Below are 13,559 nucleotides of genomic sequence, written 5' to 3'. Positions count from 1 at the left end.
GGTCGCACTCTTTTTCTGGATATAAAAGTGCGCACCATTATAAAAACAAAGCAGGGTAAAAATCCACGATTGCGCAACGATTTTTTACGTTGCGCAATTAGGGTTAACAAACAGCGCGGATGGCGTTAATTAATCCAGCAACACCTTTTTCCAGTTTCGAACGCGGGCAGCCGGCATTGAGACGGACAAAACCACGACCTTCTTCACCGTAGGTATACCCCGGCATGATCGCGACCTTCTCTTGCTCGATAAGGGCTTTTTGCAACGCGTTGTCGTCAATATTCAATGGACGTAGATCAAGCCAGGCCAGATAGGTGGATTGCGGGATCTGCCAATTGAGTTCAGGGAACGCGGCGTTCATTTTATCTGCAATATACGTCAGGTTATCTTTCAGATAGACGCGTAAGGCATCCAGCCACGGCGCGCCTTGCTGATAGGCGGCGATATGGGCAGTTAACGCCAGTACCGAAGGGGAAGAAAGCCCATCACGTCCTTTCAGTGCCGATAAATAGGCATCACGGCTGCTGCTATTTTCTATAATCCCGTAAGCACCGGTCAGGGCGGGAATATTGAAACTTTTCGATCCCGACGTTAGCAATGCCCAGTCTCCGCGCGCCACATTACTCCAGGGAATATGCGGCTGCTCGCCCCAAACCATATCCATATGGATTTCATCGGAAATAACCCGCACACCATGACGCTCGCACAGGTCAGCCATGATCTCCAGCTCATCGCACGTCCACACTTTCCCGGTAGGATTCTGTGGGCTACACAGAAGCATAATTTTACATTCTGGTTTCGCCAACACGGCTTCCAGCTTGCCCATATCGCAAAACCAGCCGTCAGCCTGCTTCTCTAAAGCAACGGGCATTACTGTGCGCTGGTTACCTTCAATGGCCTTATAAAATGCGTCATAGGCGGGTGTGTGGATCATCACGCCTTCACCTTTTTCAGACCACTGACGAATCAGTTCCGAGACCATGTAGATAACAGAAGGGCCATACACCACCGACTGCGTATCAATTGCGGTGTAATGCTGGGTGGAAAACCAGTGGGCAATAGCCGCGAGAAACTCATCGTTTTTCCAGCGGCTGTAGCCAAACACGCCGTGCATCAGGCGATGATTCAGCGCCTCGATAATGCAGGGGGCAGTGGCAAAATCCATGTCTGAAATCGTGAACGGTAACAGGTCAGCAGTGCCGAAACGGTCAGCGACATAATCCCACTGCGTACACCATGTGCCATGACGATCCACGACCTTTGAAAAATCGAACATATCTTATCCTTATGCCTGAACAGTATGCATCAGACCGGCCATTTCATCTTTTACTGACTGAACTTGTGGCCCGATAACAACCTGCAGGTTATGTTGATTAAGTTGTACTACGCCAATTGCCCGATTGTCCTTCAGTGCCTGCACATTAACAAGCGACATATCTTTCACAGACAAACGCAGACGGGTAATGCAGTTATCGAGGCTGACAATATTGTCGGCACCGCCTAAGGCTTCGAGGATTGCCGGAACGTTGTAACCTGATTTACCCGGTGCACCGGCAACGGCTTTTTCGATTGAGCTGGCAACTTCGCTATCGCGCCCCGGGGTTTTCAGATTGAAGCGAGTGATAGCGAAACGGAAGATGACGTAGTAAACGACAAACCAGATTGCCGCCACCACTGGCACCATGTACCACTTGGTTGACAGACCATGCAAAATACCGAACACCACGAAGTCGATGATATTGCCGTCGGTATTACCGATGGTGACGCCGAGCACAGACATGACGGTGAAGCCGAGGCCGGTTAACAGCGCGTGGATGACATACAGAACTGGCGCTACGAACAGGAACAGGAATTCCAGCGGTTCGGTCGTGCCGCCAACGACACAGGCGATCAGGCCAGAAATCAGCAGCCCTTTAATTTTATGGCGATTTTCCGGGCGCGCGCAGTGATACATAGCTAACGCTGCACCTGGCAGACCGCCGAGAAACGCAGGCATTTTGCCTTGCGAAAGGAAACGCGTGGCGCTTTCAGAAAAACCGTGAGTGGTCGGGCAACTCAATTGCGCCTGGAAGATGGTCAGTGCGCCGCTGACGGTTTGACCGCAGACTTCCTGCGTGCCGCCTGCGTCGGTAAAGCGAATTAATGCCACCAGAATGTGATGCAGACCAAACGGCAACAGCAGACGTTCACCGGTACCAAACAGCATCGGTCCGAAATCACCCGCGCTGTTGATCATATGGCCCAAGCCGCTAATACCCATGGCGAAAATCGGCCAGACTAATGGAATCACCAGACCGACAAGGCCCATTACCAGTGAGGAGATGATTGGCACGAAGCGCGTACCGCCGAAGAATGCCAGCGCATCCGGCAGGCGGATATTATGGAAACGCTCATGCAGCATCCAGACGATAATACCGGCGATCACTGCACCGAGGATCCCGGTGTCGATCGACTGGATCCCAAGAATGCTCTGAATGTTATTGGCTTTCAGAACCGCGGCGTCCGTGGTTGGCAGAATGCCTTTATTGGTCAACCAGAAGTTTACCGCGAGATTCATTACCGCATAACCGACAAAGCCAGCAAATGCCGCTACACCTTTGTTTTCGCGTGCCAGGCCCAGCGGGATGGCGATACAGAACATGACTGGCAGGAAACTAAAAGCAAACGAGCCAATCTTACTCATCCAGGTAAAGATAGCCTGCAACACGGGGTTGCCCAGGACCGGGATCAGGGTGATGACATCATGGCTGCTTAGAGAACTACCAATGCCGAGCATAATGCCGCAGAACGACAATAATGCCACGGGTAGCATGAAGGTTTTGCCTAACTGCTGGAAGAACTCCCACAGCGTGACTTTCGGTGCTGTTTTCGCCGTCATAAAACGACTCCTCGTAGAGAACAATCTGGATTCAGTAAATTGCGCGAGAAGATAAAACGTTTTATCAAATTTTAGTGAGGCATAAATCACATTACGCAACGATAATAGCGGGTATAAGATAAATAAAAGGTAAAACGTTTTATCTGTCACATAATCAGGGAGTAGGTCATCTGCATGGCTACCGCCAAAAAAATAACCATTCATGATGTTGCACTGGCTGCGGGTGTGTCGGTAAGCACCGTTTCGCTGGTGCTAAGTGGCAAAGGGCGAATCTCTACCGCCACAGGAGAACGCGTTAACGCCGCCATTGAAGAGCTGGGATTTGTGCGCAACCGTCAGGCGTCGGCGCTGCGCGGCGGGCAAAGCGGCGTCATTGGTTTGATCGTCCGTGATTTATCTGCGCCGTTTTACGCCGAATTAACGGCCGGATTGACGGAAGCTCTGGAAGCGCAGGGACGGATGGTTTTTTTGCTTCACGGCGGTAAAGACGGCGAGCAGCTGGCACAGCGGTTTTCACTGTTATTGAATCAGGGCGTCGATGGTGTGGTAATTGCCGGGGCTGCAGGAAGCAGCGATGACTTGCGGCGGATGGCAGAAGAAAAAGGCATCCCGGTGATTTTCGCTTCCCGAGCCAGTTATCTTGATGATGTTGATACGGTTCGCCCGGACAACATGCAGGCTGCACAGTTGTTGACGGAGCATCTCATTCGCAATGGGCATCAGCGTATCGCCTGGCTGGGAGGGAAGAGTTCCTCATTAACTCGTGCAGAACGGGTGGGGGGCTATTGTGCAACTCTACTAAAATTTGGCCTGCCGTTTCACAGCGATTGGGTGCTGGAGTGCACTTCCAGCCAGAAGCAAGCCGCGGAAGCTATCATGGCGCTTTTACGTCATAACCCGACCATCAGTGCTGTGGTTTGCTATAACGAAACTATTGCGATGGGGGCATGGTTTGGTTTGCTGAAAGCAGGGCGGCAAAGCGGGGAAAGCGGAGTCGATCGTTACTTTGAACAACAGGTTTCGTTGGCGGCATTTACCGATGCAACGCCAACCACACTTGATGATATACCTGTTACCTGGGCCAGCACGCCTGCGCGGGAACTTGGTACCACACTTGCGGATCGCATGATGCAAAAAATCACTCATGAAGAGGCGCATTCACGCAATCTTATTATTCCCGCCCGGCTCATTGCGGCGAAATAATCCTCTCTTTATCTGCTATACCTGGTAGTGTCCTTTCCTCAAGGTTAATGATAAAAAATGTGGCACACAGGCGGTGCCTTTTATTTTTACTGAAGTTCACAGGAGGTTTATGTGTTTAATTCTGACAACCTGAGACTCGACGGAAAATGCGCCATCATCACAGGTGCGGGTGCAGGTATTGGTAAAGAAATCGCCATTACATTTGCGACGGCTGGCGCATCTGTGGTGGTCAGTGATATTAACGCCGATGCAGCTAATCATGTTGTAGATGAAATTCAACAACTGGGTGGTCAGGCATTTGCCTGGCGTTGTGATATTACTTCCGAACAGGAGCTCTCTGCACTGGCAGACTTTGCCGTCAGTAAGCTGGGTAAAGTTGATATCCTGGTTAACAACGCCGGTGGCGGTGGTCCTAAACCGTTTGATATGCCAATGGCGGATTTTCGCCGTGCTTATGAACTGAATGTGTTTTCTTTTTTCCATCTGTCACAACTTGTTGCGCCAGAAATGGAAAAAAATGGCGGTGGCGTTATTCTGACCATCACTTCTATGGCGGCAGAAAATAAAAATATCAACATGACTTCCTATGCGTCATCTAAAGCTGCGGCCAGTCATCTGGTCAGAAATATGGCATTTGACCTGGGTGAAAAAAATATTCGGGTAAATGGCATTGCGCCGGGGGCAATATTAACCGATGCCCTGAAATCCGTTATTACACCAGAAATTGAACAAAAAATGTTACAGCACACGCCGATCAGACGTCTGGGCCAACCGCAAGATATTGCTAACGCGGCGCTATTCCTTTGCTCGCCTGCAGCCAGCTGGGTAAGCGGACAAATTCTCACCGTCTCCGGTGGTGGGGTACAGGAGCTCAATTAATACACTAACGAACCGGTAAACAGCCGTATGTGTTGTTTACCGGGATAGCGTGTGCAACTCGTCAACGTCTCTGGTAAACAACCGGCAGCCAAATCACGGCTATTGGTTAACCAATATCTGGATAAAAAGCTTACGAATTGAGTGTGCCTTCGCACTATTCAACAGCAATGATAGGCGCTCACCTGACAAACCGGTAAACTAGTTATTCACGCTAACTATAATGGTTTAATGATGGATAACATGCAGACTGAAGCACAACCGACACGGACCCGGATCCTCAATGCTGCCAGAGAGATTTTTTCAGAAAATGGATTTCACAGTGCCTCGATGAAAGCCATCTGTAAATCCTGCGCCATTAGTCCCGGGACGCTCTATCACCATTTCATCTCCAAAGAAGCCTTGATTCAGGCGATTATCTTACAGGACCAGGAGAGGGCGCTGGCCCGTTTCCGGGAACCGATTGAAGGGATTCATTTCGTTGACTATATGGTCGAGTCTATTGTCTCTCTCACCCATGAGGCCTTTGGGCAACGGGCGCTGGTGGTCGAAATTATGGCGGAAGGGATGCGTAACCCACAGGTCGCCGCCATGCTTAAAAATAAGCATATGACGATCACGGAATTTGTTGCCCAGCGGATGCGTGATGCCCAGCAAAAAGGCGAGATAAGCCCAGACATCAACACGGCAATGACTTCACGTTTACTGCTGGATCTGACCTACGGTGTACTGGCCGATATCGAAGCGGAAGATCTGGCGCGTGAAGCGTCGTTTGCTCAGGGATTACGCGCGATGATTGGCGGTATCTTAACCGCATCCTGATCCTCTCTCTCTTTCCGCGGGCTGGTGACAACTGAGCCCGCGTTTCATATCGTAATTTCTCTGTGCAAAAATCATCCTCCCAGGGATCGGAGAATCCCACCTAAATATTCATCGTAGCAATATATCATGAGGGTTTATCGCTTCCAATATATTCGAACGAACGTTCGATTGCTTATTTTGTGGCTTCTGTCAACGCTGTTTTAAAGATTAATGCGATCAATATCACGCTGTGGGTATTGCAGTTTTTGGTTTTTTGATCGCGGTGTCAGTTCTTTTTATTTCCATTTCTCTTCCATGGGTTTCTCACAGATAACTGTGTGCAACACAGAATTGGTTAACTAATCAGATTAAAGGTTGACCAGTATTTTTATCTTAATGAGGAGTCCCTTATGTTACGTCCTGTAGAAACCCCAACCCGTGAAATCAAAAAACTCGACGGCCTGTGGGCATTCAGTCTGGATCGCGAAAACTGTGGAATTGATCAGCGTTGGTGGGAAAGCGCGTTACAAGAAAGCCGGGCAATTGCTGTGCCGGGCAGTTTTAACGATCAGTTCGCCGATGCAGATATTCGTAATTATGTGGGCAACGTCTGGTATCAGCGCGAAGTCTTTATACCGAAAGGTTGGGCGGGCCAGCGTATCGTACTGCGTTTCGATGCGGTCACTCATTACGGCAAAGTGTGGGTAAATAATCAGGAAGTGATGGAGCATCAGGGCGGCTATACGCCATTTGAAGCCGATGTCACACCGTACGTTATTGCCGGGAAAAGTGTACGTATCACTGTTTGTGTGAACAACGAACTGAACTGGCAGACTATCCCGCCGGGAATGGTGATTACCGACGAAAACGGCAAGAAAAAGCAGTCTTACTTTCATGATTTCTTTAACTACGCCGGGATCCATCGCAGCGTAATGCTCTACACCACGCCGAATACCTGGGTGGACGATATCACCGTGGTGACGCATGTCGCGCAAGACTGTAACCACGCGTCTGTTGACTGGCAGGTGGTGGCAAATGGTGATGTCAGCGTTGAACTGCGTGATGCGGATCAACAGGTGGTTGCAACTGGACAAGGCACCAGCGGGACTTTGCAAGTGGTGAATCCGCACCTCTGGCAACCGGGTGAAGGTTATCTCTATGAACTGTGCGTCACAGCCAAAAGCCAGACAGAGTGTGATATCTACCCGCTGCGCGTCGGCATCCGGTCAGTGGCAGTGAAGGGCGAGCAGTTCCTGATTAACCACAAACCGTTCTATTTTACTGGCTTTGGTCGTCATGAAGATGCGGATTTGCGTGGCAAAGGATTCGATAACGTGCTGATGGTGCACGATCACGCATTAATGGACTGGATTGGGGCCAACTCCTACCGTACCTCGCATTACCCTTACGCTGAAGAGATGCTCGACTGGGCAGATGAACATGGCATCGTGGTGATTGATGAAACTGCAGCTGTAGGCTTTAACCTCTCTTTAGGCATTGGTTTCGAAGCGGGCAACAAGCCGAAAGAACTGTACAGCGAAGAGGCAGTCAACGGAGAAACCCAGCAGGCGCACTTACAGGCGATTAAAGAGCTGATTGCGCGTGACAAAAACCACCCAAGCGTGGTGATGTGGAGTATTGCCAACGAACCGGATACCCGTCCGCAAGGTGCACGGGAATATTTCGCGCCACTGGCGGAAGCAACGCGTAAACTCGACCCGACGCGTCCGATCACCTGCGTCAATGTAATGTTCTGCGACGCTCACACCGATACCATCAGCGATCTCTTTGATGTGCTGTGTCTGAACCGTTATTACGGTTGGTATGTCCAAAGCGGCGATTTGGAAACGGCAGAGAAGGTACTGGAAAAAGAACTGCTGGCCTGGCAGGAGAAACTGCATCAGCCGATTATCATCACCGAATACGGCGTGGATACGTTAGCCGGGCTGCACTCAATGTACACCGACATGTGGAGTGAAGAGTATCAGTGTGCATGGCTGGATATGTATCACCGCGTCTTTGATCGAGTCAGCGCCGTCGTCGGTGAACAGGTATGGAATTTCGCCGATTTTGCGACCTCACAAGGCATATTGCGCGTTGGCGGTAACAAGAAAGGGATCTTCACCCGCGACCGCAAACCGAAGTCGGCGGCTTTTCTGCTGCAAAAACGCTGGACTGGCATGAACTTCGGTGAAAAACCGCAGCAGGGAGGCAAACAATGAATCAACAACTCTCCTGGCGCACCATCGTCGGCTACAGCCTCGGTGACGTCGCCAATAACTTCGCCTTCGCAATGGGGGCGCTCTTCCTGTTGAGTTACTACACCGACGTCGCTGGCGTCGGTGCCGCTGCGGCGGGCACCATGCTGTTACTGGTGCGGGTATTCGATGCCTTCGCCGACGTCTTTGCCGGACGAGTGGTGGACAGTGTGAATACCCGCTGGGGAAAATTCCGCCCGTTTTTACTCTTCGGTACTGCGCCGTTAATGATCTTCAGTGTGCTGGTATTCTGGGTGCCGACCGACTGGAGCCATAGCAGCAAAGTAGTGTATGCATATTTGACCTACATGGGCCTCGGGCTTTGCTACAGCCTGGTGAATATTCCTTATGGTTCACTTGCTACCGCGATGACCCAACAACCACAATCCCGCGCCCGTCTGGGCGCGGCTCGCGGGATTGCCGCTTCATTGACCTTTGTCTGTCTGGCATTTCTGATAGGACCGAGCATTAAGAACTCCAGTCCGGAAGAGATGGTGTCGGTATACCATTTCTGGACGATTGTGCTGGCGATTGCCGGAATGGTGCTTTACTTCATCTGCTTCAAATCGACGCGTGAGAATGTGGTACGTATCGTGGCGCAGCCGTCATTGAAGATCAGTCTGCAAACCCTGAAACGGAATCGCCCGCTGTTTATGTTGTGCATCGGTGCGCTGTGTGTGCTGATTTCGACCTTCGCGGTCAGCGCCTCGTCGTTGTTCTACGTGCGCTATGTGTTAAATGATACCGGGCTGTTCACTGTGCTGGTACTGGTGCAAAACCTGGTCGGTACTGTGGCATCGGCACCGCTGGTGCCGGGGATGGTCGCGAGGATCGGTAAAAAGAATACCTTCCTGATTGGCGCTTTGCTGGGAACCTGCGGTTATCTGCTGTTCTTCTGGGTTTCGGTCTGGTCACTGCCGGTGGCGTTGGTTGCGTTGGCCATCGCTTCAATTGGTCAGGGCGTTACCATGACCGTGATGTGGGCACTGGAAGCTGATACTGTGGAATACGGTGAATACCTGACCGGCGTGCGAATAGAAGGGCTCACCTATTCACTATTCTCATTTACCCGTAAATGCGGTCAGGCAATCGGAGGTTCAATTCCTGCCTTTATTTTGGGATTAAGCGGATATATTGCCAATCAGGTGCAAACGCCGGAAGTTATTATGGGCATCCGCACATCAATTGCCTTAGTACCTTGCGGATTTATGCTGCTGGCATTCGTCATTATCTGGTTTTATCCGCTCACGGATAAAAAATTCAAAGAAATCGTGGTTGAAATTGATAATCGTAAAAAAATGCAGCAGCAATTAATCAGCGATATCACTAATTAATATTCAATAAAAATAATCAGAACATCAAAGGTGCAACTATGAGAAAAATAGTGGCCATGGCCGTTATTTGCCTGACGGCTGCCTCTGGCCTTACCTCTGCTTACGCGGCGCAACTGGCTGACGATGAAGCGGGACTACGCATCAGACTGAAAAATGAATTACGCAGGGCTGATAAGCCCAGTGCTGGCGCGGGAAGAGATATTTACGCATGGGTACAGGGAGGATTGCTCGATTTCAATAGTGGTTATTATTCCAATATTATTGGCGTTGAAGGCGGGGCGTATTATGTTTATAAATTAGGTGCTCGTGCTGATATGAGTACCCGGTGGTATCTTGATGGTGATAAAAGTTTTGGCTTTGCCCTGGGTGCAGTAAAAATAAAACCCAGTGAAAATAGCCTGCTTAAATTAGGTCGCTTCGGGACGGATTATAGTTATGGTAGCTTACCTTATCGTATTCCGTTAATGGCTGGCAGTTCGCAACGTACATTACCGACAGTTTCTGAAGGAGCATTAGGTTACTGGGCTTTAACGCCAAATATTGATCTGTGGGGAATGTGGCGGTCACGAGTATTTTTATGGACCGATTCAACAACCGGTATTCGTGATGAAGGGGTTTATAACAGCCAGACGGGAAAATACGATAAACATCGCGCACGTTCTTTTTTAGCCGCCAGTTGGCATGATGATACCAGTCGCTATTCTCTGGGGGCATCGGTACAGAAAGATGTTTCCAATCAGATACAAAGTATTCTCGAGAAAAGCATACCGCTCGACCCGAATTATACGTTGAAAGGGGAGTTGCTCGGCTTTTACGCGCAACTCGAAGGTTTAAGTCGTAATACCAGCCAGCCCAATGAAACGGCGTTGGTTAGTGGACAATTGACCTGGAATGCGCCGTGGGGAAGCGTATTTGGCAGTGGTGGTTATTTGCGCCATGCAATGAATGGTGCCGTGGTGGACACCGACATTGGCTATCCCTTTTCATTAAGTCTTGATCGTAACCGTGAAGGAATGCAGTCCTGGCAATTGGGCGTCAATTATCGTTTAACTCCGCAATTTACGCTGACATTTGCACCGATTGTGACTCGCGGCTATGAATCCAGTAAACGAGATGTGCGGATTGAAGGCGCGGGTATCTTAGGTGGTATGAACTATCGGGTCAGCGAAGGGCCGTTACAAGGGATGAATTTCTTTCTTGCTGCCGATAAAGGGCGGGAAAAGCGCGATGGCAGTACACTGGGCGATCGCCTGAATTACTGGGATGTGAAAATGAGTATTCAGTATGACTTTATGCTGAAGTAAGAAATAACGCCGGAGAGAAAAACCTCCGGCGTTTTGGCTGTGAATTACTGCTGCGGAATAGCGGGTACAGCCGGAACGTTTAATGCCGGCATTGCAAACATACCAACGAAATCTTCCAGTGGCATTTTCTGCCCGTTTAACGTGATCTGACCGTTAGCATATTGCAGGCTGGTGGTGATGGTATTGTCCTGCAAGGTGGTCAGACGGAACATCTGCCCCATTGCTGATGCACCTTCAACTTGCTGTTTCGCCAGTTTTTTCGCTTGATCTTCCTGATAACCTTCCAGCTTCGCTACCTGAGTCATCAACTCAGTTGCCATATCCACCGGAATGGTCAGTTTCGCATCCAGAGATTTAACCGAGCGGTCCACTTCCTGCGCCAGCGTTTGCGGCGCTTCTTTAGTCGTTGCCGGATCTTTCAGGAACAGCGACAGATTCAACGCACTTTCACCCTGACTATTTTTCCAGCTTAACGGCGCGATAGTAATCACCGGATCGCCTTTCAACATCAGCGGCAGGGCGCTAAAGAAGGCTTCCGTCACTTTCTCCTGATAAAGTTCGGGATTGTTGGCAATCTCTGGCTGTGCCAGAAGCGCCTGAGTTTGCGCGTTATATTGCTGACTAAACTGATGCCAGGCTTCGCCATCAATCTGGCCGACTTTTAAAGTCAGCTTGCCGCTGCCCAGATCCTGATTCTGTACCTTAAGGCTATTTAGCGAGTAGTCCAGTTGGCTATTGATCGTTTTACCATCATTGACCAGGTCTGATTTACCACTGATCTCCATGCCTTCCAGCAGTGCCAGTTCTTTGCCTTCCACTGAAATGGTCATTTTCTCCAGCGACAGTTTTTGGTTTCCTACGCGCTCACCAAAACTTGCCAGCGTGCTGGAACCGTCGGTTTTCAGATTATTAAAGGTCAACTGCACTTTCTGGTTGTATTCGTTAACCGCGTCTATCCGACCACTTTGCGCCTCCCCTGAAAGGGAGATAGTTTTACCGTCTCTGTCAGCATTTAACTGGAACTCGCCGCCGCTAAAGGCGACTTTTTCATCCTTTTGCTCGTAATTCAGTGGCTTGAGCGAAATATCGGAACTGGAATCACCGCTATAACCAATGCGGGAGTTAATCTCAAAAGGCGTTTCACCCTTTGCCATATCAAACAGTGGCTTGCTTACTTCGTTATTGACCAGCGTGGTTTGAATTGATGCCATAGACGGGATCAGGTTCAGTTTTTTAAGCTGGGCAAAGGGGAAGGGGCCATGATCAACTGATTCGTTGAAGATGACGCTCTGACCACTTTTAATCCACGGATTTTCTTTTCCGGCAACGGGTTTCACCAAGAGCTGCAACTGGCTGCTGAATACGCCGCGATGATAGTTTTGATAACTTACTTCCAGGTTGGATTCAGGAGCTGTCAGTTTGAGTTGCGCGTTCGCTTGCGCGACCATGTCTTCGAGATGGGTTTCTATCTTCTTGCCTGTATACCATGCGCCGCCTGCCCAGACTACGCCTAGCGCAACAATGACGCCTACCGCTACCAGCGATTTATTCATAATGATTATCCATAAAATGAAATCAGGCGGACTGGCCGCCTGAAGGTGTTATAAGCCTTTAATAAGCTTAGCAAGAGATGTTAATTTTTTCAGTAAGCTCTTACAGCTTGTTGTAAACACGCGCTAAACGGCCGTGGCCTTTGACAGTCACCGGTGATTCGTTGGCGGCAATAAACGCTGATTCACCCGGTTTAAGCTGTAACTGCTGAGAACCTTTACACAGCGTTGCATCGCCTTCGACGCAGAACAAAATGGCGGCACTCTGCTGGCTGATGGTGGTTTCTTTATCACTAAGGTCATGCAACGAGAAGGCAAAATCATCCACAGGAATCGGGAAGTCCAGTTCTGCACCTTGTTTCACCGGCTGGGTCAACAACTGGTTAGCCGGTTTGGCTTCGAACTTCACGTTGGCAACCAGTTCCGGAATATCAATGTATTTAGGCGTCAGACCTGCACGCAGCACGTTATCGGAGTTCGCCATCACTTCCAGCGCCACGCCTTGCAGGTAAGCGTGCGGTGTTTCAGCGAACAGGAACATCGCTTCGCCAGGATTCAATTTCACCACATTCAGCAACAGCGGGGAGAACAGACCGCTGTCTTCCGGGTAAAATTCAGAAATTAAACGAATCGTTTGCCATGGTTCACCCTGCTGGCTGTCGAGGGCCGATTTTAAAATCGCCAGCGCGCGGGATTTTTCTTCACCCTGCATATTCAACAGGCTGGCGAACAGTTCGCTTAAACGTTCGGCATCAGGCTGTTGTAAAAAGTGAGCAATCGCCGGATGTGCACCTGCGACTGGCTGGAGTAGGGAGACAATCTCGGAAAACTCACGAAACGCGTTCATCGCAAGGAAAGGCGTCAGCGCAAAAACCAGCTCCGGCTTGTGGTTAGGATCTTTATAGTTACGCTCGGCGGCATCCAACGGAATACCTGCGGCATTTTCTTTGGCAAAACCGATTTCAGAATTGCGTTTGTTTGGATGAACCTGAATGGAGAGCGGCTGTGCTGCGCATAATACTTTGAACAGGAAAGGCAGTTCGCCAAAGCGTTTGGCAACGGCCTCTCCGAGCAGAGTCGATTTATCACTCTCAATCACATCACGCAGTGAAACGATATCTCCGGCGGCATTCTGCACTCGTGAACTGCTTTTCGGATGTGCGCCCATCCACAGCTCGGCCATCGGCTGGCTGGACGGATTTTCCATACCATAAAGTTCAGTCAACGCCGTTTTGCTGCCCCAGGCATAGTTTTGCACTGAGTTAATGAGTTTTTGCATGATCAATCCCTGTTTTAATGTGGAAATTAATCCCGCTATTAAAGCAAGAATCCTACGGGAAGTAACCTGGAGCCGC

10 protein-coding genes are annotated in these 13,559 nt (G+C 49.9%); 6 read left to right on the top strand and 4 right to left on the bottom strand.

Going from position 1 to position 13,559, the window contains the following annotated elements; genetic code table 11:
• Positions 1-103: 103 nt before the first annotated feature.
• On the bottom strand, positions 104-1,276 hold the full coding sequence (gene malY / locus BEB42_RS20990) for a bifunctional maltose regulon transcriptional repressor/cystathionine beta-lyase MalY (RefSeq protein WP_105267534.1): 1,173 nt from the start codon (positions 1,274-1,276) through the stop codon (positions 104-106).
• A 9-nt stretch (positions 1,277-1,285) separates the two neighbouring features.
• Positions 1,286-2,878 (bottom strand): PTS maltose transporter subunit IICB, encoded by a 1,593-nt coding sequence (gene malX / locus BEB42_RS20985; protein WP_000125609.1) that lies wholly within the window; start codon positions 2,876-2,878, stop codon positions 1,286-1,288.
• 174 nt (positions 2,879-3,052) lie between these two features.
• Here malX and malI point away from each other — a divergent pair, with 174 nt between their 5' ends.
• From malI to uidC, 6 genes are all read left to right on the top strand, one after another.
• Positions 3,053-4,081: a mal regulon transcriptional regulator MalI gene (gene malI / locus BEB42_RS20980; protein WP_105267533.1), complete on the top strand. Its 1,029-nt coding sequence runs from the start codon at positions 3,053-3,055 to the stop codon at positions 4,079-4,081.
• A gap of 111 nt (positions 4,082-4,192) precedes the next feature.
• On the top strand, positions 4,193-4,960 hold the full coding sequence (gene hdhA, locus BEB42_RS20975) for a 7-alpha-hydroxysteroid dehydrogenase (RefSeq protein ID WP_000483371.1): 768 nt from the start codon (positions 4,193-4,195) through the stop codon (positions 4,958-4,960).
• Positions 4,961-5,188: 228 nt separating this feature from the next.
• Positions 5,189-5,779, top strand: a complete 591-nt coding sequence (gene uidR / locus BEB42_RS20970; protein WP_000969092.1) for a DNA-binding transcriptional regulator UidR — start codon at positions 5,189-5,191, stop codon at positions 5,777-5,779.
• A gap of 389 nt (positions 5,780-6,168) precedes the next feature.
• Complete coding sequence (uidA, locus tag BEB42_RS20965; protein WP_000945913.1) at positions 6,169-7,980, top strand: beta-glucuronidase; 1,812 nt, start codon at positions 6,169-6,171, stop codon at positions 7,978-7,980.
• On the top strand, positions 7,977-9,350 hold the full coding sequence (gene uidB, locus BEB42_RS20960) for a glucuronide transporter (protein ID WP_001075890.1): 1,374 nt from the start codon (positions 7,977-7,979) through the stop codon (positions 9,348-9,350). The genes uidA and uidB overlap by 4 nt, the downstream gene beginning before the upstream one ends.
• Positions 9,351-9,388: 38 nt before the next feature.
• Entirely contained in the window at positions 9,389-10,654 is a 1,266-nt protein-coding gene (uidC, locus tag BEB42_RS20955) for a glucuronide uptake porin UidC (RefSeq protein WP_001227017.1), read from the top strand.
• A gap of 44 nt (positions 10,655-10,698) precedes the next feature.
• Here uidC and BEB42_RS20950 read toward each other — a convergent pair whose 3' ends face one another.
• Both BEB42_RS20950 and manA read right to left on the bottom strand, forming a co-directional pair.
• On the bottom strand, positions 10,699-12,207 hold the full coding sequence (locus BEB42_RS20950; protein ID WP_105267532.1) for a YdgA family protein: 1,509 nt from the start codon (positions 12,205-12,207) through the stop codon (positions 10,699-10,701).
• Positions 12,208-12,307: 100 nt separating this feature from the next.
• A complete protein-coding gene (gene manA, locus BEB42_RS20945; protein ID WP_105267531.1) occupies positions 12,308-13,483 on the bottom strand; it encodes a mannose-6-phosphate isomerase in 1,176 nt (391 codons plus the stop codon).
• Between the last annotated feature and the right edge of the window lie 76 nt (positions 13,484-13,559).

It is taken from the genome of Escherichia sp. MOD1-EC5990, from assembly GCF_002965285.1.
Taxonomy (GTDB): Bacteria; Pseudomonadota; Gammaproteobacteria; order Enterobacterales; family Enterobacteriaceae; genus Escherichia; species Escherichia coli_F.
Note: the sequence above shows the minus strand (reverse complement) of the source record. Positions and strands in the feature narration are given on the sequence as shown.

Excerpts from the sequence above, each read along its gene's own strand:
- uidC (WP_001227017.1), top strand. The coding sequence starts at position 9,389 with ATGAGAAAAATAGTGGCCATGGCCGTTATTTGCCTGACGGCTGCCTCT.
- manA (WP_105267531.1), bottom strand. The coding sequence starts at position 13,483 with ATGCAAAAACTCATTAACTCAGTGCAAAACTATGCCTGGGGCAGCAAA.
- malY (WP_105267534.1), bottom strand. The coding sequence starts at position 1,276 with ATGTTCGATTTTTCAAAGGTCGTGGATCGTCATGGCACATGGTGTACG.
- uidB (WP_001075890.1), top strand. The coding sequence starts at position 7,977 with ATGAATCAACAACTCTCCTGGCGCACCATCGTCGGCTACAGCCTCGGT.
- malI (WP_105267533.1), top strand. The coding sequence starts at position 3,053 with ATGGCTACCGCCAAAAAAATAACCATTCATGATGTTGCACTGGCTGCG.
- uidA (WP_000945913.1), top strand. The coding sequence starts at position 6,169 with ATGTTACGTCCTGTAGAAACCCCAACCCGTGAAATCAAAAAACTCGAC.
- uidR (WP_000969092.1), top strand. The coding sequence starts at position 5,189 with ATGATGGATAACATGCAGACTGAAGCACAACCGACACGGACCCGGATC.
- malX (WP_000125609.1), bottom strand. The coding sequence starts at position 2,878 with ATGACGGCGAAAACAGCACCGAAAGTCACGCTGTGGGAGTTCTTCCAG.
- BEB42_RS20950 (WP_105267532.1), bottom strand. The coding sequence starts at position 12,207 with ATGAATAAATCGCTGGTAGCGGTAGGCGTCATTGTTGCGCTAGGCGTA.